Origin of the sequence: Rhodopseudomonas palustris, from assembly GCF_034479375.1 — a bacterium.
GTDB classification, from domain to species: domain Bacteria; phylum Pseudomonadota; class Alphaproteobacteria; order Rhizobiales; family Xanthobacteraceae; genus Rhodopseudomonas; species Rhodopseudomonas palustris_M.
Genome location: NZ_CP140155.1, coordinates 1396999 through 1417189 on the forward strand (window position 1 = coordinate 1396999; position 20191 = coordinate 1417189).

A 20191-nucleotide genomic window follows, 5' to 3' on the forward strand; every position below is an offset into this window, starting at 1 on the left:
CCCGGCACCGCTGTTTGCCGCATCATCCACGGAACTTGCCGCGCGTATCGAAAATGTCGCGCACGTGCGGCTATGCTGGCGCGTGCGTTCGGCTATCCTCGATAGCGGCGGTCGCGGATGAGCCGCGCCGGCCAGGCAACGCAGTTGGCGCTTCGCGCCGGTCGAACACGCATGGGGGTACGCTTGATGGCAAGACGATCCATTCTCGTTGGGACCGCAATTCTGGTCATGAGTTCGGGCACGGCGATGGCGCTCGAACTCGACACGCTGTCGATCACCAGCGGCCAATTGGTGATCACCGGCAAGACCAGTAAACCCAATCAGGAGGTCGAAGTCGTCGCGACCGGTGACAAGGTCAAGAGTTCGTCCTCGCGGCGCTTCCGGTTCACGCTGTCGTATCTGCCGGAGACCTGCAAGCTCGACCTGAAATCCGGCAACGAGACATTGAAGGACCGGCTGGTCGCCAATTGCGGCCTGCGTGGTCCCAAGGGCGAGCCTGGCGCCGCCGGCGCCGTGGGCCCGGCCGGTCCTGCGGGGGCCGCTGGCCCAGCGGGTCCGGCAGGCCCGGCAGGCCCCAAGGGCGACGCGGGTGCTGCTGGTCCGGCGGGGCCCGCCGGTCCGACCGGCCCAGCAGGTTCCGCGGGTCCGGCCGGACCGGCCGGCGCCAAGGGCGAGCAGGGCGAGGCCGCCCCGAAGAACTGAGACGCGATCGATGCGTGCCGCGATCTCCCGGCGCGCATCGCCGCCACGGCTGTGCCTGGTTCGCAGCGAAGAGATCGTCGCTCCTCATGAGCGACGATCTGCGGCTATATCTCGGCCTTCCTCGCGGCGAAGATGCAGAGCAGCGACACCAGAGCGGCCGCGAGCTGGTAGTAGCCGACATGGCTCAGGCCGTAATTGGCCTGCAGCCAGGTCGCGATATAGGGCGCCAGCGACGCGCCGAATATGCCCGCCATGTTGAAGGTGATCGACGACCCGGTGTAGCGCACCCGGGTCGGGAACGGCGCCGCCAGCGCTGCGCCGATCACGCCGTAGTTCAGGCCGAACAGCAGCATGCCGACGGTGGTGAACGCGTAGATGCCGACCAGACCAGCGGACAGCAGCGGCGCCAGCGCGAACGAGAACAGGCCGAGGATGATCGTGCTGCCGAGGAGCAGGGCACGGCGTCCGAAACGGTCGCCGAGCTTGCCGGCGGCGATCGTCGAGAGGCCGAACAGCACCGAGCCGTAGACCTGCACCAGCAGCGCGTCGCGGAACGACACCCCGGCGACCTTGACGTTGTAGGACAACAGATATGCCGTGCAGATGTAGAACGCCACGAAGGTGATCAGCGCCATGAAGGTGCTGATCACCATGCTGCGCTTGTGATGGCGGAAGACTTCCACCACCGGCACCGAGACACGCTCGGACTTGTCGATCGCTTGCTGGAATTCCGGCGTCTCGGTGATCGACAGCCGCACCCACAGGCCGATCGCGATCAGCGCGATCGAGGCGATGAAGGGGATGCGCCAGCCCCAGCTCAGCAGCGCGTCCTGCGACATGAAATGCAGCAGCAGCCAGAACACGCCGGAGGCCAGAAACAACCCGACCGGGGCGCCGAGCTGCGGAAACATGCCGTACCAGCTACGCTTGCCGACGGGCGCGTTTTCGGTGGCGAGCAGCACGGCGCCACCCCATTCGCCGCCGAGGCCGAAGCCCTGGCCGAACCGGCACAGCGCCAGCATCAGCGGCGCCAGCACGCCGATCTGGTGGTAGCTCGGCAACAGGCCGATCACCACCGTCGAAATCCCCATGGTCAGCAGGGCCGCGACCAGCGTGGTCTTGCGGCCGACCTTGTCGCCGAAATGGCCGAAGATGACGGCGCCGAGCGGACGGGCGAAGAACGCGATCGAGAACGTCGCGAACGACGCCAGCAGCGCCGTCGTCGGATCGCTGTTGGGAAAGAATAGCGTCGGAAACACCAGCACCGCGGCGGTGGCATAGACGTAGAAGTCGAAGAACTCGACCGTGGTGCCGATCAGGCTCGCCAGCAACACCTGCGCGGGCGAATTCAACGGTCTGCCGCGTCCGGCAGCGGTTGCCGGGGGCACGAAATTTGTGGCGTCCATGAGTGCTGATCCGTCAGATGCGGTTTCGGCCCGCATCCGCGTGCGCTAACCAGGAGAGGCAGCGACTTACCGCAATATTCCGCACCGGCCAACCGCATCGCCGCCATGCCGCCCATGTCCCACGAGCGTGCCGACCGGCCGCGCCGTTCAGCGAAGCAGGCGGAGAGCGGGGGCGAGTTCAGGGAAGTGGAGCTTACCCCATAAAGACGACGTCCAAGTGGAGATTCTCCAATGATTTCTAGGAGATTTCACCCCATAAGGTTCGCGCGATTCCCCCCATAACGACGTCGTATTGTCGGAATTCGACGCTACCCTCAGCTACCGGGGGCGACCTGGGATACTTGAACCAAGAGGATTCTTGCCGGACGCCTTCAAACGACGGGTCAAGCCGGGCGATACGGCATTCCTTAGCTGTGACCAGGATGATCCACGGACGGCGATATCTGCAAGGAAGGATCGGATTTCTCAACTCCTCTTTCGACGATCTGCATGACTCCGGCCTCGCCATACCTCCCACGGTTTCCTCCCTTGGAGGTTTGCGTAATCCGGCCCCGAAGTGCGCGCCGCGCCACCATCATGGGGTCAGCATCCACAAACCTTCACAAGAGAGCCTTCATTCACGCGTGGCTTGGGAGGCCTTTGGTACCCCGTAAGCCGCTAGAAATACGTCGACCGCGCGCGTAACAGTATGCTCGACTTCTTCGGGAGAAATGTCGTCGTCGAGTTGCAGCGCTCTTCTATACGTTGTCTCGGATTCGAAGAGCGCCATGAGGTGGTGGGCTGCCGCGGCAGGGTCGGCTGCGGAAAGGTGCCCAGCCTTGGTTGCGGCCTCGATATAGGCGGCGAAGACCTTCAGGCCTTTTCCAGGGCCGGCATCATAGAAGATGCGTCCCAAATTTCCGATTCGACCATGCGCAACTGCAAGGCGATATGCTGTGATCGCATCTTCATTGCTGACTCGTCTGATTAGCTGTCTCCCCACATTGAGAAGCACGTCACGCGGATCATCGGCTGCACGATTGGGCATGGTCTCGATCATGTCCAAGATCTGCTTGCTCACGACCCCTAGACTGACGTGAACGAATAGCTCCTCCTTGGAGGGGAAATAGCCGTAAAGCGTCGCCTTGGAGCCGCCAAGCCGCTTGGCTATTTCAGACATCGAGGTGCCGTCGAGGCCACGCTCCTTGAACACCTCGGCGGCCGTTTCGAGGATCGCCTCTCGTTTCGCTTCAGTTCGAACCCTGGCCATAGGCCCCTCCACCAATCCGGTCGGTGCAACGAACAAAGTGACCCCGACCAAATTACGATACCGTACGTACGGATATATTGACAACTCGCCCTACTCGTTAAAAATAACTGTACGTACGGATCGGTTAGGAGCGAGTTATGGAAGACAAACGGTATACAGTTACGGCAGTCTATCTTCACTGGGGCGTGGCCGCGATCATGGTCGCGATGGTTTGGCTGGGCGTGTACATGGCGAATCTGCCGCCGACACCCGAGAAATTCATCCTGTACGACGCCCACAAATCGATCGGCGTGATCGCCTTTCTGTTGGTCGTCTTCCGCCTTTTTTGGCGATTGAACCATCCGGCCCCAGTGTTGCCCGAGGCGTACTCGCCTTTGCTGCGTCGGGCCAGTCACGTCCTGCACCTGCTGATCTACGTCCTGATGATCGGTGTTCCCGTGAGCGGTTGGATCATGAGCGCGGCCCATGGACATCCTGCGACGCTCTTCGGTTTGGTGCTTCCTGTTCCGATCGAGAAGAATCAGCTGATCGCGGAATCAGTGACCGGAATCCACTTCGCTCTGAGCCTCGCGCTGGCAGTTCTTGTCATCGGGCACACGCTGATCGCGCTCAAGCATCATTTTATCGACAAGGATGGACTGCTTGGCCGCATGGGGATCGGCCGGATGTGACAACCCGCGCAGCCGGCCGCGGACATCGTCATCCGCAGTCGGCTGATGCGTTGGCAGGGCACAGCAGCTCCACGTATTTCCCGCGTTCGATATCGACCAGAAAGACATGGCGATGGCCAAAGCATCATTCTTCGCACCGAGCTGTGTTCTCGTCGCCGCGCTTCTGCTGAGCGCATGTGACTCCGCTAGTTCGAAGGGCGACGGATCGAACAACGATCCCAGCGTCGCGCGACCCGTAATGGTCGCGCCTGTTCGCTTCGATGAGAGGGCCAGGAAACGAACGTTCGCAGCAACGATCAGGCCGAGCATCGAGAGCGATCTCGGGTTTCGGGTGAGCGGCAAGGTCGCCCAGCGACTGGTGCGCAATGGTGACCGCGTCCACAAGGGACAGGCCCTTCTGACACTCGACGCAAACGATTTGCGGCTTCAGCTCGATCAGGCCGAGGCTGAAGTCAAGGCAGCCAAGACCAATCTGACGCAGGCCGAAGCGGACGAGCGGCGTGCGACCGAACTCCAGAGAAAGGGTTGGGCGGCCAACGCGACCGTGGAGAAGGGGCATGCGGTGGCGGAGGAAGCCAGAAGCCGCTTGATACGGGCGCAGCGATCTTTAGAACTCGCACTTAACGCGAGGGACTACGCCACGCTCGAAGCCGACGCTGACGGCGTGATTACGGCAACCCTGGTGGAGCCGGGGCAGGTGATCACCTCTGGTCAGGCGGCCGTCCGCCTCGCGCGATTGCCGGAGATGGAGGCGCAAGTTGCGCTTCCGGAGACCTACGTCGAGCAGGTCCGGAACGCCACGGCCACGTTATCGCTATGGTCTCTTCCCAACAGGACATTCGAGGTTCGGCTAAAAGAGCTGTCTCTTGCGGCCGATCCGACGACGCGCACCTACGCGGCCCGCTTCAGCATACCCGATGCAGGAGAAGCACTCAGGCTCGGTATGAGTGCGACGCTGACGCTGCGTGAGATGTCGGCGGGGCATAGTGCCCGCTTGCCATTGACGGCGCTGTTTGACCATGGAAGCGGCCCGTCGGTATGGGTCGTTGACGGCGAGGGGAGACTGACTGGCCGGAGGGTCGAGATCGATCGTTACGATGATCGTGCCGTCTTGATTTCTTCCGGGGTCGCCGAGGGCGAGAGGGTGGTCGCGCTTGGAGTCGAAAAGCTCGACCCTGGCTTGACCGTCCGTGCTATCTCGACGTTGACGTATTGATCGGGGAGGGAGCGATGCATCGTTTCAATCTCTCCGCCTGGGCGGTCGCCCATCCAGTACTAATGCTATTCCTGATCATTATGATTGGTGTCGCGGGGACGCTCTCGTACCGGAGCCTGGGACGAGCCGAAGATCCGTCGTTCACGATCAAGACCGCGATCGTGACGGCGACCTGGCCTGGAGCCACCGCAGAGGAGATGCAATTCCAGGTCGCCGACCGCATCGAGAAGAAGCTCCAGGAATTGCCCTGGTTCGACAAGGTCATCACCTATTCGAAGCCGGGCTTCGTCGCGGCGCAGCTCGATTTTACGGACAACGCGCCGCCCTCGCTGGTGTCACTGCTGTTCCTGCAATTGCGCAAAAAGATGAGGGATCTTGAGCCTGACCTGCCCGCGGGGGTGAACGGACCTGAAGTGAACGACGAATATGGCGACGTCGACTCCGTACTCTACACCCTACGATCGGAGAGCGCCGACTACGCCACGCTCAAGCGTATCGCCGAAGCGACACGACGGCAGTTGTTGAAGGTGCCGAACGTTTCCAAGGTGACGATTTACGGTACGCAGGAAGAACGCATCTTCGTCGACTTCGACCACGTCAAGCTGGTCAACCTCGGGATCACGCCGCAGACGATTTTCGCCAGTCTCGCCAAGCAGAATGCGCTCAATCCGGCGGGGATCGTGCAGACCAGGTCGACACGCATCCCGCTGCGGGTGAGCGGTGCTCTCGATGGTGTAAGAGCGGTGGAGGAAACTCCGATCGCGTCGACCAATGGCACCGTGCTCCGATTGGGCGATATCGCGTCGGTCAGTCGGGGATTCGTCGATCCGCCGGAATTCCTCTTGCGCCAACGCGGGGTGCCGGCCTTGGCCCTCGGCGTGGTCATGCAAAGGGGCGGCAACATCCTGAATCTCGGTCAGGACATCGACGCCGTGATGTCCGGCGTTCAACGCGACACGCCGACCGGCCTTGTCTTCGAGCGCGTTGCCAACCAGCCTGCCGTTGTTCAGGAGGCCGTCGCCGACTTCATGCGCTCATTTCTGGAGGCGCTCGGCATCGTCCTCCTGGTGAGCTTCGTATCGCTGGGGTGGCGGACCGGTATCGTGGTCGCGGCGTCGGTTCCCTTGGTCTTGGGGATCGTCTTCACGATCATGCTGGCGATGGGGATCGACCTCCATCGGATTTCGCTCGGCGCGCTCATTATCGCCCTCGGCCTCCTCGTTGACGACGCCATCATCGCTGTCGAGATGATGGTGGTGAAAATGGAACAAGGATTCGACCGGGTCAAAGCAGCCTCTTTTGCGTGGGAATCAACGGCCTTTCCGATGTTGACGGGCACGCTGGTTACAGCGGCGGGCTTTCTGCCCGTGGGCTTCGCCGCAGGCGGTACCGCGGAATACACCGGCAGCATATTCTGGGTCGTCTGCATCGCCTTGCTGGCGTCATGGATGGTCGCGGTGACCTTCACGCCGTATCTCGGGTGCAAGCTGCTGCCGGAAGTGCAGGGGCACGCCGGCAGTCATGGCTCGGTCTACGATACGGCGATCTATCGTCGACTGCGGGCAGTCATCTCATGGTGCGTCCGGCGCCGCGGACTCGTGGTCAGTGTAACTGTCGCGCTGTTCGTGGTTTCCATCTTCGCTTTCGGGGCCGTGCAGAAGCAGTTTTTCCCGAGCTCAGAACGTACAGAGTTGTTCGTGCAGCTGCGGCTTCCACAAGGCGGCTCGATGGCGGCGACGCTCGATATCGCCAAGCAGGTTGAAGCCCTGATTGCCGACGACAATGATGTCGCGACGTCGACGACCTATGTGGGGCAGGGAACAGCGCGATTCCTGCTGGATATCAGTCCGGAGCTCCCCAACGAAGCTTTTGCCGAATTGGTTGTGGTCGGAAAAGATCCCGCTGCCCGGGACAGGATCAAGGCCAAGCTCGAACGCGCCGTATCGGACGGCGCTTTCGCTCAAGCCCGCGTTCGCGTCAACCACCTCGACTTCGGTCCGCCGATCGGCTTTCCGGTCCAGTTCCGGGTTATCGGCGAAGATCCGAACACGGTACGCTCGATCGCCTATCAGGTCCGCGATGTCATGCGCACGAACGCGGATGTAGTCGAACCGCAGCTCGATTGGAACGAGCGCATGCCCTCGATCAAGCTCGTGATGGATCAGGACCGCGCGCGCGCGCTTGGCCTCGACCCGCAAGCCGTCTCGCAGACGCTGCAGATGCTGGTCACCGGCTACACGGTGACCAGCATCCGTGACCGGACAGAAAAGGTCTTGGTGGTGGCCCGGGCAACCGCGACCCAGCGCGGCGATGTCGGGGCCATCGACGATCTGACGGTGGTGTCGATCAACGGAGTCCCGGTGCCGCTGTCCCAGGTTGCGCGCATAGAGCAGCAGACCGAGGAGGCGATCCAGCGGCGACGAAATCGCGAAATGGCGATCACTGTCAGAACCGACGTTCGCCACGGCGCGCAGGCTCCTGACGTGTCGGCGGCGGTGTGGTTCGGACTGGCCGATCTGCGGAGCCGTCTGCCGGCTGGATACAGGATCGAAATGGGGGGAGCGATTGAGGAGTCAGCGAAGGCCAATCGATCCCTCGCCGCGGTGATGCCGATCATGCTCGCCGTCATGTTGACCGTGCTGATGATCCAGCTTCAGAGCTTCTCCCGGCTGGCGATCGTCCTGTCCACGGCCCCTCTCGGCCTCATCGGAGCGTGCCTTGGACTGCTCCTCACTGGGAAGCCTTTCGGCTTCGTGGCGCTCCTTGGGCTCATTGCACTCGCCGGGATGATCATTCGCAATTCGGTGATCCTGGTGGACCAGATCGAACAGGACGTTGCGGCGGGACATCCGCGCGGCGTGGCGATCATTGACGCTACCGTACGGCGTGCGCGTCCTGTCGTTCTGACCGCCATGGCGGCGATCCTTGCGATGATCCCCTTGTCGCGATCGAGCTTCTGGGGACCGATGGCCGTGACCATCATGGGCGGCCTTTTGGTTGCAACCGCACTCACGCTTCTGTTCCTGCCAGCGCTGTATGCGCTGTGGTTTCGACGAACACTCAGCGCCTCGGACGACGCCTCACAAAATGCCTGGCACCCACGAGATCTCGTCACGGTCTTCGCCGCGCGGCTGCAAAAGATGGCGAACTTCCGGACCGAAACGCAAGGGTGGGGCGGACACCAGCGCAAAAGAAGATGAACCATCGACTAGGACAATCGAATGCGATGACGCAGCCCGCGGCCGAGATGGGTAGCAAAATTGAAGATCGGCTTGACGGCAGCTTGATCTGACCGAGCGAACCGGCAGTCGCGCCCTTGGATCGATCCTGCCAAACGACGCCGGAGCCGGGCTTCCGGCAGGAAGTGGTCAATCACAGCCTGACTCGGGCACCGCTGCGGCTTGCGAGACATCTGTCCCAGGTAGGATGGCTGCAGGCACTCCGCCGCCGCCGAAGCTTAGAAATGCAAGTCTATGGGGTGTCCGACATCTGTTGCTCCCCACATAACAGCCGCCCAGAAAATGCAAATTTGCCAATGGATTCAGTATAGGTCGCATCCCATAAGAAAACGCGGCACACCCCATAAGACCGTCGTGACCGGGTGTCTTTACCCCATAAAGACGTCGCGTTTTCCGAACTTTGCCTAGCTGGAGAGGTCGGTATTAAAACACCCTCAAAGAGGCATTCTCTCACAGCAGCTGGAAGCGTTTCCGGCGCACTTGGAGCCAGAAATGCCTTGGCACAGTACGAATCCGGTGATCACGTGTCGGCAGGCGCTATCTATCCACGGTTGCAACAGCGAACGCCATGGACCTGCATCTCGTCCCCGACACAAATCTGTTTTTCGAGTTCAAGGCTCTTGAGCAACTCCCTTGGGAGGAGCTTGGACACGACCCGATCGTGCTGATTCTCACGAAGCCAGTCTTGGATGAAATCGATAGGCACAAGAAGGGTAGCGGACGCACGCGCGATCGCGCTCTCGATATTTTCGGCCGCTTCCGCAGCATGCTTACGCAAGGTGCCCAAGACGCGTTGATCCGGCCCTCCGAACCTAAGGTGCTTCTTCGCAGAATGACGAGTGTTCTGCCTGACCCGGCCTACAAAGATCATCTCGACTACGACAAAGCCGACGAAAAGCTCATCGGCATCGTCTCAGCGTTGAATAGACAAGCCGCTGGTCACGAGGTGAGGCTCTTCACGGACGATGGCGGTCCGGCGGGCATGGCACTCGATCTGGGCGTCCCATACCTGATGATTGATCAGAGTTGGCGTCGTCCTCCAGCGGAGACGACCGAAGCGAAGCAGATTCGTGAGCTCAAGAAGGATTTGGAAGCCTATCGCGACCTTGAACCTAAGATATCCATTCGCTGCAAAACCGCCGACGCTGAGCGCTTCGTAAAAGTCGTCGGCAAGGTCGCCACGCCGTTGACTGAAGGAGAGGTGGACCAGCTTATCGAGGAGTTGCGGCGCAAGCACCCCCTGCGCACCGATTTCAATCCGCCACCCACGACCACCACCGTCGGATTTAGAGAAACCAAGATTGTCGAATACTCGGCTCCGACGGATGAGGAGATCGCTAGCTATCGCGATGTGCGCTATCCCGAGTGGATTAAGAGCTGCCGTGAAATCCTATGGAAATTCCACGTCGGCCGAGACGTAGCGGCACCGCCCGTTCTACTTCAGTGGGCGATGTCGAACGATGGATCGAGACCCGCGTCGCGGGTCAGAGTAGAATTCGCGACCTCGGGGCCGTTGGCGTTGATGAGAGGAAGGATCGACGACGCTGTAGACGACGAAAACTCAAGTTCAGCCGTCCAATCCTCCCCGAGCGCAGTCATGCGGCTGCCGCCTGCTCCTAAACCACCCGCGTTTCATGAGAAGATCACGCGCGAACCTGCGACCGAAAAACATCTTGAAGCTCTAGCACGCGTGTCGCTGCCTTCATTGCGTGGAGTCGACGCTTTGAAACAACATGGACACGCGTTAAGTTCAGCTAGAATACTGGCGGCGTCTGGTGCGTATGATCTCTCTGCGTTCAAACGGATTCAAGACTCTCTGGCAGGCATCACCGGGATTGACGCAGCGATGCGAAATTCGTTAGCCAACATTGTGACGCCTACCATCCGTCCTATCTCGAGCTTCTCATTGCCTCGATACCTTCCGCCGCCCCCTCCAAAGCCCGAAGAATTCTACTACTCATCCTGGCCGAAGCAGAGCCCGGTTCGAAACGGCGCGCTCACATGCGAATTGTGGCGACACCAAAACGGCGACGAGATTTTCGAGTTCGAGGTGCTTTTCGAAGGTGATGACGACGCAAGAGGCGTCGTAGAATGCAGTGTTCATGCAGAAAATCTCACAACGCCGCAGCAGTTGAGAGTGGTGGTGGAACGTAAGATCGAGTTCATCAAGATGTTTGATTTGGCCAGAGCTTTGGTCGAGCAGTGAGGCGCCTTTGTCGTCGAGCCGTAATGTTTGGTCTCGGTACTTCTACGAACAAGCTGCGGCGACCTGGCCACGCTGCCAACGGCGTTGAGAAATCAGGCCCCGCCGTGATGCTAAGAGGATGGGGAAGCTCACTTGGGTAGCTTCCCAACCTCGACCTCACCGTTAGTTTCTGAAACCTTGCCCCATTCGGTGTTATCGGGTCCAAGAAGTCCCCTGGCGACCGGCTCAGCCGCCAGATGATTGTGAACGACGTCCGCGGTGAGTATGGGTGTCTTCGATCGATCCCAGGAATAACCAAAAACGGCGCTTACACCTGCGTTCGCGCCGTCCATGAATGCCGTCGTCGGCACCGGCTCTCCATTGGCGTTCTCTACGTTCATGCGAAGCGACTTGAAAGACCTCACCACACGGTTGGTTTTGAGGTCGATCTCTAGCGTCGTCGGCCCGGCTGGATAGACGGCTTCAAATGAGTAGGGCGTTTGCGAGATGCCTTCGTTGAGAGGAAAACGCCCAAGCTGACCGCCGTTGACCGCTATCACAAAGGAATCCTCGGGACGAACTATGCCTTTCTCCAGATATTTCCCGAGTTTTTCGCTCTTCTCCTTGATCGCCGCCGTCCAACGCAGCAGCACTTCGTTGTGAGGAACATCTCCGACAACGAAGTCTCCGGCTTTCAGTGGCTGCATCCATTGTTCGGGAATTCCTGCAGCTGTCGGGCATACAGCCTCAACCCAGAGTACGCGCCCATCCTGCTCGATGCGGAGGTCGGGACCTTCGTCCGCGCTGGTCATTGAGAAGCCTAGCGCGTCAAAGTGAGATGCGAGCATCATCTCCCAAACTCTCTGAGCGATCTTGTTGGCGTCGCCGCTGCAGATTTCCTTCACGAAATGTCCGTTCGGCAGCCTAAGAGCAAGATATCTGTCCCAAAGCTCAAGCACGTAGGTCAAATAGTTGGGCGCATTCTGGAGTTTCTCGGAGAGTGCCGCCTTGACCTGATCGTCCCATTGTGAAGTCCTATCCTCCCTCTTTCCATCGCGGAGTTTTCGCTTCCGCAGCCGTTTCTTCACGGATTTCGCGACTCGGACGTGGGGGTGTTTGCGATGCCATCCCTTGATAGCTTCCAAATAGCTACGCGAGTGCATTTCGCGAATCTTCAGGACTGCCAGAAGCGCTTGCGCCCTGGCGGCGTCCCGGCCTTCTGCGATCTGGGCCGCCACGCGGTCTGCTTGACGTGCGCAGCGGCTTCGGGCCGCATTGTAATGCAGTCGCGCCAAGTCCAGATCGATTGTCTTACGTTTCAGAGCCATCTGAACAATTACTCCAGGCGGGCCCCAATGCCGCCCTTGTTTTAAGCTGAGCAGCTAAGAACACCAGCGCAAATGCAATCGTCTAAGAGGCCCTTGATGACTTTGCGTTCAACCATGGAGGAATCAACTCCTGGCAGGTGATTGTTTCAGGGAAGGATAACGATTGCTGTGACGTTAGTATCAGCGAGGCGGACGTATCTGTGCGGGCTACGACGCTCTTAGACCTCCCTGTCCCAGAATCTAGTGCTGAAGTTATTCAGTGCCCGCTGGCATCGGCCTTCGCCACAAAGGTCTCTGGTATCGCAACTGGATCTCTACCTTCCTTCAAATAGTCTCTGACCGAATAGAGCGCGCTCCTCATCATATGTTCCCAGGTGTCGGATAGCTGTTTCTGAAGCTCCTGCTGCTGCTTACGGGCGCTCAACTTGCGTTTCGAAGGCGGAAAGCGGAGATGGGCAAGCGTGTCAACATTGTGCACGAATGTGATGTTGCCATGCGTCCAATCGTCATCGACAGTCTTCCGCCATCGATAGCTGACCCTTGCAGTTAGCTTATGGCTGAACCGGTACGGCGGAGCAATCTCGCCTTCGACATGGAAATGCTGTTGATCCCGCATCTCTTCATCGGCACGTTCCTGCATTGTTCGGACGGCAGAGCTCAAATCTCGCTTAGCCCTCTCCAAATCGTAGGCCACTTCCTCTCGCTTTCGCGACGATTTCGCTTCTCGATACCTTGAAAGAGTGCGTTCTAAGGTATCGAGACGGCCAGAGACAAAAGGACCACACAGTCTCAGGTTGAGCGTGCCGAGGCACCCCGATCGTTCTTCATCTACCGCCTTGTCGATAAGTTCATCAAGTTTGCGAGAATCGACCGCAGATAAAGCGGTCCGTTCGCTAGTGGTCATATAGATATCCATCTGTCTGACTCCTTCTCACTTCATAGGGTCCTATAGTCAAACAAAAGCGCGCTCTAACGCGAGTTGTTACTCGAATCGCGACGGTCCGTCTTTATGGTATTGCGCCGAAGCGGTGCTGACAGCATCATCATTGCAGGCGCGGTCGGATCCCCTCGATCGCCACGGATTTAGCGCATGTATCGCGCACATCGTTTTTCGAGGAGGAAAAGAGGGGCAACATGATTGAGCCGATCAAGCCAGGACACGAACTGTTCCCCTACGATGTCGAGGTAGTCGATGGTAAGAAGACCGTCGTACTCAAGAAGGGCTGGAACGATGAGAAGCAGGTCGCTTTCATTCTGCAGGCGATCGAATACTTGCTCCAGTTTGAACACAACCATGGTTCGGTCAGTATGATCAACATGATCGAAGGCGAAGCGCACGGCGCCATGTTGCGTGGAACGGAAAAGCAAAAGGAACGGTTTGGAGAGCTTATGGCACTTCGACAATCGTGGCTCGACGCTCAACAGGCCGCCTGATCACATTCCGAATCGTCCCCAAGGCTTCCGCCGATAGGCCTCGTTCATTGCATCTGCGGCATCGTGAAAGCACCCCACGAAGTCTCCTTCGTCATCGAACAGCAGCCATTGTTCGCCGTCCCACACCATTGCGTATCCGTTTTCAAGTTGCCGCAGGCGCGGGCGCTGGAAGTCGCCTGTAGGTTCAGCTGGACGATCAGTCTGTTCTTCTGTTGGCAGGGTGCCTCGATGACCAGCCTTCGGATCTCGTCGTGAACTGGACGGCGGCCTTAATGTTGGCGGTGTGCCCTGGCCGCTCTGATCGCCGCTGCCTTCATCATCCTGATTATTCTCGTCACACATCAATATCGCCCCAGTGCTTCAATCAACGTCCAGGTGCTATCGAGGATTGATGAGAGCCGGGTTAACTGCGCTGTTCAGCGTACGTGGCAGGCTGGGCACTGCATACCGATTTTGGCCAATAGCCGTTGTCGTTGGGACGAAATGGGATGCCCCGTCGTGAAAGCTGCTACTTAAGTTGCATGACCAAGACCCGGCCCGTTTCTAAAGGAAGGTTGTGACCGCTTTCGTCTCGTCGCTCTCACGACGATCGTCTCATGAATACGAGCAGAGGCTTCCTGAAACTGCAGATCTAGAAGCCATTCGCCGAACCAGCCATAGGAATTCTTGATTGTGGCTGCCCTACCTGAATTTGAGGCTGCAAACGCCGTGTAAACACTGTCTAAAACGTCGTTCAGCCGTTCATGTTTGAGAATCCGAAAGCCTCGCGAACGCGCCTCGGCCACCGACACTCCGAAATCTCTCGGTTCGGGCCACGCCGTTTGGTAACCCCCGAGGTCGAGCAAGCCAACGTTTTGGATCACATGCAGAGCAGTGCCCACATTTATGGAATCGAGGATCGGAACGGAAGATGCCCCGCCGACCCGCAGCCTCGAGAGAATCCACCGATCCATTTCTAAGATATCAGGCCTAGCTTGCACCCAGGGGATGTTAGTGACATCTCCGTTATCGCATCGGCAACACTTCGAAATGCGAACATCTGTCCACGATAGCGGTTGTCCACACGAGCAGGTCTGGATCAACTTCCTGCCATGGGCAGGGCAGGTAGTGACGAATTTTAGATCGAACCAGAACCGATGATGAGAGGACTCCACTACACATTCCGGACAGAGGCGACGTACGGACTGCCTCACTGCGTGCCTCGCACTGAAGCGCTCTCCTCGAATGGCTAGCCCGCCGTCCGAGACGATCGGGGCCGAATTCATGAGATGGGCCGGGTCGCAGTGCGCCACAGCGGCGAGGCGTTCGATTCCGGCCCCATTCCGTAGCTCTCGCACCGATAGTCCGGTCAAGGCTGAAAGCTGGCTTTGGCTTTGGATGCCATTTCGTTCAGCGAGCCGAAGCAGCAACCCGTGTGGGGGTTCGTCTTCGGCGGGAACGACCCATAGGGGGAGTGGTGAGCGAAGCAAGTTACTCTCATTTCTTCACTTCGATGTCGAATACGGATTTGCGTGCCGCGTTGGCGATTACGATCTCAGCGAACGGTCTCGCTTGCTCGACAAAGTGCTTGCTGTGGTACCAGATTTTGAACCATTGACCGAAGAATCCGTAGATTGTCCTGAGCGTCTCGGCGAGCTTCCTTGTCTTTGCCGTCAGATACTGTTCGTACACTTCATCTAATGCCTGGTCGAGAAGCCCCAGCTGAAGAACCCGGAATCCGTTAGCTTGCAGTTGGTGTGCTGGCGTATCGTACCCGTCTACACCACGCCAGCACGTATAGCCCTCGGCCGCTAGCACGCCGACGCGGTTCACAATATTCAAAGCGGTCCACAAGGGCATCCCGTCGAGGATAGGGACAGGTACGGGGTCGCCAACCCCAAGCTTGCCTAAGGCCCAACGATTCATTGCCAAAACGTCATTTCCGGGTGACTTAAGCGTCATCCGAAATACGCTTCCGTCTTGGCAATGGGAGCATTTTTCGATGTCGACATCTTTCCAGGTGAGTGCAGTGCCGCAAGAGCATGCATCAACAAGCGTCACTTGATGCCTTGGGCATGTCGAAACGAAGGAGAGGTCGAACCAAAAGCGCTGGTGAGCCGCTTCCGTAATGCAAGTAGGACATACTCTCCGCCGCTTTATGAGGAGGTGGTCTGACGTTCGCAATCGCTCGCCTCGTAGCGACACGACTCCGCGAACGATGGGTTCTGTCGTCGAACGCATGAACAGGTCCGGACTGCACTGAAGGAGTTCGGCAAGGTGCCCGGCGCCATGTCCCAGTCGCAACCTCGCAACTGACATGTCGGTCAGCTCTCTCATTGTGCGAAGATCTTTGACGCCATTACGTTTCGCGAAACGCAAAAGAAGCCCATGTGCGGGTTCGTCTTCGCCCGGGGTGACCAATAGAGGTAGCTTGTCAACTCTCATGCCGCCGCAGCTGCCTTTCTGAGTGACTTCTCCCGGTCTTTTCTTCGGCGGGTTGCACGGCTCTTACAAGCCTCTTCCTCAAGCATCTTTCTGCGGGCGGCTTTGATCTTCTGGAAGCCATCCTCGTCGATCTCGCCTTTCACCCGGAACGGGTTCTCCTTGTCGGGGACATTATGCTTGCGAGCATATGCGTCGCCAATGAGATCCATTGTCACCGTGTCGAGGTTCTGGTCGATCGCGTCCTTCGCTGCCATTGAGACGTACTTAGTAATATACCCAACGTAGCCATCGGAGGCCAGGTGAAGTCGAAGGGCCAGCGCAGGCGTGAACAGTTGCGGCTTGCGGTCGAAGGGCAAGTCATCGGACAGGGACCGCAAAAACATGCACAATTCGGCACTTTCGTTGAAATCAAGCGGGAACGGCCTCATATGATGTTCCTCGCTCTTCATGGTCTCGAGCTGCCCATTCTCCAGTAGGAAGTCCGTTGCATAGTGGAGCCCTACGCAGCAGATTTGGACGCGCGTCTCTTTCATCAGCTCCTTTAGAAAATCCGCTGCCTCGTAGGGATCGCGAATTTGGCTGCTATCTACGATGTGTTGGCATTCGTCGAAGATAATCATTCGCACGCCTTGACCCTCGATTTGGTGGCGAACGATCGATTTCATTTCCGCCAAGGTCGCGCGCTTGGTGGGCATGCCGAGCGCGGCTAGCGTCTCACCAAACAGTTGTTTGTAGGTCGTCTTCTTGCTGACCATAATCTTGAGAATCGGGCGAACGAGGCCGCGCCCAGGCTGCTGAAACGTGACGCTCATGTTCGTAGGATAGGTTTTGGGATCGATCGTATGGACATCGATTCCGTCTTTGAGCGTACCGCGATATTCTTCGCGGATTTCCTCCATAAAATCGTTCGCAGCGGTCGTCTTGCCGACACCGGTCTCGCCGACGACGAAAGAACAACTCGCCTGCTGACCTTCGTGGTATTCGCGGTAGCAGCGACGGAACACATCCGTTGCTCGTTTCATCGTCGGCGTGACGGCAACAAAGCTGCCGATATGCTTTCGGCGTTCTTCTACAGAGCGAGTATTCCACGTCATCGTTGACTCCGTCGACTAGTCCAGAGAGCGCCGCTTTACAACTAAGATTTGCGGTGATTGATCGGGTGTTACAACGCGCTTCGGCTCGAGTTCGGCGTCAGCACTGGCTGAGAAGGCGGCTAGATCGACCTCCGGGGAGTCAAGAATCGCCCGCGAAGGTGGGGTTTCGACCGCCGGAGTACGATCGCGGTAGGGGCCGCGCTCGTCTGGCGGTGATGACATCAGAGTGCGATCCGGATCGTAGGAGTCCAACTTCCGTTCGCTTTCATCCGGGGAAAGGTGCTCGCCACGGAGATGCTCGGAAGGGTTGCGACCGTCGGTCAAGAAGCGAACCGCCTTCTTCGGCAGTTTCTTGCGGGGGCTGCGTTCGTCGATGAGATCGATGATCTCTTGGCTCGATTTCGCCCGAGCTAGAGCCTTTTTCGGATCAAAGCATTCGTCGTCTGAATTCTGACGCGCCTTCTTCAGCACCCGATATTGATAGAGTGTCAGCTTTGCGACCTCTTCATCTGCCTGGAGGTAACCTTCAACCCATTTCGCTTTAGCGTCCAAGGCGGTTGGATCGAGGATGTACGCCGTCCTTAAGTCCTGTGGGTCGATCCGAACCGTCACAGCGCTGTTTCCGGCAAGTCTGTTCCGGAGTCCCGAGAAGGCATTGGAATTCCACCGAAGGCCTTCGAATTCAATACCGGGGGATCTCAGGTGACGATCAATTACTAGACCGGTCAGCGGAACGAGGAGTTCCTCAGGCGGAGCAGGGCGCTCTCCAACCTCGAGAATGCCTCTCGTCCATCGGTCCAGCGGGGTCTCCCCAATCTCGGAGTGAATGGTCGTGTGATAGACATCCACGATCCATTTCGCGATGATCCAATTTGCGTCTTCGAGAGTGAGGACCGCGTGCTTTTCGGAATTGTAGGTTCCGCGGTCGCGAGGGTTCGACTTGGTCGTGCCCGGCAATTTGTGAATGACTCCCTGATTGTGGCTCCGAAACCAGCGCTCCACACGACCTTTGAGCCAGCCCGCTGCTCTGGGCAGGTCGACGATCTGCATATTCAATGCGCGTTCGGTCTGCCTCATGGACCTTGAGCGAAACTCAGCGCCGTTGTCGCAGAATAATCGCGTCATGGGGCCGTAGCAGGGCCAAGGAAAGCGGAAGGTGACGTCCCGTCCGGCCGCCGAACTGATCTTCGCAAGCAAGCCGTCTTTAGGCTGGACTGCGACCCTAAGCGCTTCCATGACGCTAACCCAGGAAGGCGGCGTGAAGCTGAGTGACAGGCCAAGGATCATCCGTGACCAACGATCGATGATCACGGTGAGCCATGGGCGACCGAGGACGAGGCCATTCTTGTCTACGACGATCAGGTCCAGCCGCGTGTGATCAACTTCCGCTTCTTCAAGCGGCATGCTGCAGGCAGGTCCCTTTCGAACCGCTTTCATCAGAAAGTCTGCTTGTCTTTTACCATGTCTCGCGACGGTCAAATCGTAGACCTCCATCTTGTTGATCATTCGCGAGACCAAATGCTTTCCAATTACTTCCTTGGCACCAAGCGACGGAAGGGCAAGGCCGTCCCGGTCCGCGCGAAGCAAAATGTGACGAGCGGCCGCTTCTCGGGCATCGGCTTTCGAGCCAGCGATTTCGTTTCGATAGACTTCGTCAATACCGTTCATGATCTCCTGCTTGTGCCATTCCGCCAGACGAGGTGTCCGATTGCCTTTCTTTCGGTGAGTGTCGACCAGAGCGCGGATGTCCCGGCCAGCTACCAGCCAGCGCAGGTACCATTCTCGAGCGCGACGAAACGTGACCTCCCTGGGCGGACGCAGATCGTCTGTTGCTTCAGCGATCACGCGCTCGATGGCAGGCAAGACATGCTTCCGCCTGTCTCGAAAGGGTGCGGGGAGGTCATCGATAGCTTTGACGAAAGGATACTTTCGTTCCGCCGACAACCGTTCGACATCGGAGAATGCGCCCCAGTCCACCTGCAGATTGTCTTGGACGACCGGGGGAAGAGCACGAAAGGCAGCGTCGGTCGTAATCCGGCCCGAACGCATCATGTGCAGAATTGCAGTGTTTGCTAACGCCTTCTCGGTGCCAGACTCCTTATCGGTGAATACACGAACCTGGTCGCCAGGCGGACCGACGATGTAGCGGCGGGTGTCGAGGCGGATCGTTGCTCCAGTGCGGAGTTGAACGGGAACGTGCCCAAGGTTCATTGGTAATCCTCCTGACGCAAGCGAGATTAGGTTTTCACGAAAGTCGAACGACGGCTGAACGCGGTTCGACCATCCATCTTGATGTGTCCGAGCCAGTCGAGCTGGAGGGCGAGGGCGAATGCATCGAACCGGCTGCCCACCTGCTCCTGCAAGGCGGCGACCGACGATTCCTTAGGCAACTGAGCCAGCGCATCGATAGCGAAGAGCTTCCGATCTTTTTCGCCGTACCCGACGAGGTGACGCCGAAGCATTATTGCGTTCGAGAGGCGGGGCTGAACGCGGATATCGTCCTCGGTTTCAAGGCGGAATCCAAAGCCAATGCGCCGGGCTGCCGACGTCATTGCATCAATGAATTCCCTAGGCGTTACGCCAAGTTCCCTAGTCCGTTGCATCAGCCAGGACACGGTCCACACCAAGACAAGATCGCGCTGTCCATCCTTATGGAAGATCGCGTAGTCGATCCTTTGCACCTTCGCTTCGCCCCGGACGTCCACGGACAGAGGAGCAAGTTCGTCGATGACGTCGGTTACGTTGCGGGTGAAGGCATCGATGACCGTTAGGAAATCGAGAGCGAGCAGGGAGCGTGCCCCGACGAGTTTGTCCTCCAAACACATCATCGGCGTCTCTCCGACGTAATGGTCTTCCTGCCCGCTGCGAATTGCTCCCGGCCGGGTGCCGACACGGCGACCACGCTTCTTTGCTTTAGCCGGGCCCGGCGCAGGATCGATTTCTGCGGACGGCAGATCCCATTCGGGTTCATCATCGGGAGATGCGGGCGCCCGGCGCCGAACTTCGAGACGAGGAGCCTCTTCAGTCGAATAATTGCCGACGGCCTTTCGGCCTTCATTCTCACGTTTGACTTCATCTTCATTTCCAGAGCGCTTTCGCCGGTTCTTTAGCCCGCTATGCGCAAGCTCCCGGAGACGTCATCGGCGTGAATTTCGGGCGCGTTACTGCGGCCGCCGGCGGAAGAGCGATTGGGATCAGACGGATCGTAGGGAGGTTGAAATTGCTCGTTGTAGTTCATGACAC

The 20191-nt window shown here is 58.6% G+C and carries 16 protein-coding genes and 1 pseudogene; 6 read left to right on the plus strand and 11 right to left on the minus strand.

The window, feature by feature from the left end:
• The first annotated feature begins 186 nt into the window (after positions 1-186).
• A complete protein-coding gene (locus SR870_RS06195) occupies positions 187-702 on the plus strand; it encodes a collagen-like protein (RefSeq protein WP_416221130.1) in 516 nt (171 codons plus the stop codon).
• A gap of 104 nt (positions 703-806) precedes the next feature.
• Here SR870_RS06195 and SR870_RS06200 read toward each other — a convergent pair whose 3' ends face one another.
• Together SR870_RS06200 and SR870_RS06205 are read right to left on the minus strand one after the other, a co-directional pair.
• On the minus strand, positions 807-2108 hold the full coding sequence (locus SR870_RS06200) for an MFS transporter (protein WP_322517145.1): 1302 nt from the start codon (positions 2106-2108) through the stop codon (positions 807-809).
• A gap of 613 nt (positions 2109-2721) precedes the next feature.
• The gene (locus SR870_RS06205; protein ID WP_322517146.1) at positions 2722-3357 is read right to left on the minus strand and encodes a TetR/AcrR family transcriptional regulator; all 636 of its coding nucleotides are present in this window, start codon (positions 3355-3357) and stop codon (positions 2722-2724) included.
• A gap of 137 nt (positions 3358-3494) precedes the next feature.
• Here SR870_RS06205 and SR870_RS06210 point away from each other — a divergent pair, with 137 nt between their 5' ends.
• From SR870_RS06210 to SR870_RS06225, 4 genes are all read left to right on the plus strand, one after another.
• Complete coding sequence (locus SR870_RS06210; RefSeq protein ID WP_322517147.1) at positions 3495-4028, plus strand: cytochrome b; 534 nt, start codon at positions 3495-3497, stop codon at positions 4026-4028.
• 112 nt (positions 4029-4140) lie between these two features.
• A complete protein-coding gene (locus SR870_RS06215) occupies positions 4141-5244 on the plus strand; it encodes an efflux RND transporter periplasmic adaptor subunit (RefSeq protein ID WP_416221155.1) in 1104 nt (367 codons plus the stop codon).
• A 14-nt stretch (positions 5245-5258) separates the two neighbouring features.
• Complete coding sequence (locus SR870_RS06220; RefSeq protein WP_322517149.1) at positions 5259-8444, plus strand: efflux RND transporter permease subunit; 3186 nt, start codon at positions 5259-5261, stop codon at positions 8442-8444.
• A 607-nt stretch (positions 8445-9051) separates the two neighbouring features.
• Positions 9052-10689 carry a PIN domain-containing protein gene (locus SR870_RS06225; protein ID WP_322517150.1) on the plus strand — a complete coding sequence of 546 codons (1638 nt, stop codon included), beginning with the start codon at positions 9052-9054 and terminating at the stop codon, positions 10687-10689.
• A gap of 128 nt (positions 10690-10817) precedes the next feature.
• Here SR870_RS06225 and SR870_RS06230 read toward each other — a convergent pair whose 3' ends face one another.
• Positions 10818-11996, minus strand: a complete 1179-nt coding sequence (locus SR870_RS06230; protein ID WP_322517151.1) for a hypothetical protein — start codon at positions 11994-11996, stop codon at positions 10818-10820.
• 256 nt (positions 11997-12252) lie between these two features.
• Entirely contained in the window at positions 12253-12912 is a 660-nt protein-coding gene (locus SR870_RS06235; RefSeq protein ID WP_322517152.1) for a hypothetical protein, read from the minus strand.
• 218 nt (positions 12913-13130) lie between these two features.
• Between SR870_RS06235 and SR870_RS06240 the strand changes: the two genes are divergently transcribed.
• Complete coding sequence (locus SR870_RS06240; protein WP_322517153.1) at positions 13131-13430, plus strand: hypothetical protein; 300 nt, start codon at positions 13131-13133, stop codon at positions 13428-13430.
• Here the strand turns inward: SR870_RS06240 and SR870_RS06245 are convergent, their stop codons facing one another.
• The 7 genes and pseudogenes from SR870_RS06245 to SR870_RS06265 form a co-directional block, all read right to left on the minus strand.
• Positions 13431-13772, minus strand: a complete 342-nt coding sequence (locus SR870_RS06245) for a hypothetical protein (protein ID WP_322517154.1) — start codon at positions 13770-13772, stop codon at positions 13431-13433.
• Between the two features lie 170 nt (positions 13773-13942).
• The gene (locus SR870_RS24140) at positions 13943-14899 is read right to left on the minus strand and encodes a TniQ family protein (protein ID WP_416221131.1); all 957 of its coding nucleotides are present in this window, start codon (positions 14897-14899) and stop codon (positions 13943-13945) included.
• A 7-nt stretch (positions 14900-14906) separates the two neighbouring features.
• Positions 14907-15335: a hypothetical protein gene (locus SR870_RS06250; protein WP_322517155.1), complete on the minus strand. Its 429-nt coding sequence runs from the start codon at positions 15333-15335 to the stop codon at positions 14907-14909.
• A gap of 138 nt (positions 15336-15473) precedes the next feature.
• A pseudogene (locus tag SR870_RS24145) lies at positions 15474-15854 on the minus strand (TniQ family protein); the annotation flags it as partial.
• Positions 15851-16948 carry a TniB family NTP-binding protein gene (locus SR870_RS06255; RefSeq protein ID WP_322517156.1) on the minus strand — a complete coding sequence of 366 codons (1098 nt, stop codon included), beginning with the start codon at positions 16946-16948 and terminating at the stop codon, positions 15851-15853. The gene SR870_RS06255 and the pseudogene SR870_RS24145, both read right to left, overlap by 4 nt.
• A 15-nt stretch (positions 16949-16963) precedes the next feature.
• On the minus strand, positions 16964-19159 hold the full coding sequence (locus SR870_RS06260; RefSeq protein WP_322517157.1) for a transposase family protein: 2196 nt from the start codon (positions 19157-19159) through the stop codon (positions 16964-16966).
• Between the two features lie 26 nt (positions 19160-19185).
• Positions 19186-19776, minus strand: coding sequence for a hypothetical protein (locus tag SR870_RS06265; protein ID WP_322517158.1), 591 nt, complete (start codon positions 19774-19776; stop codon positions 19186-19188).
• Positions 19777-20191: the final 415 nt, after the last annotated feature.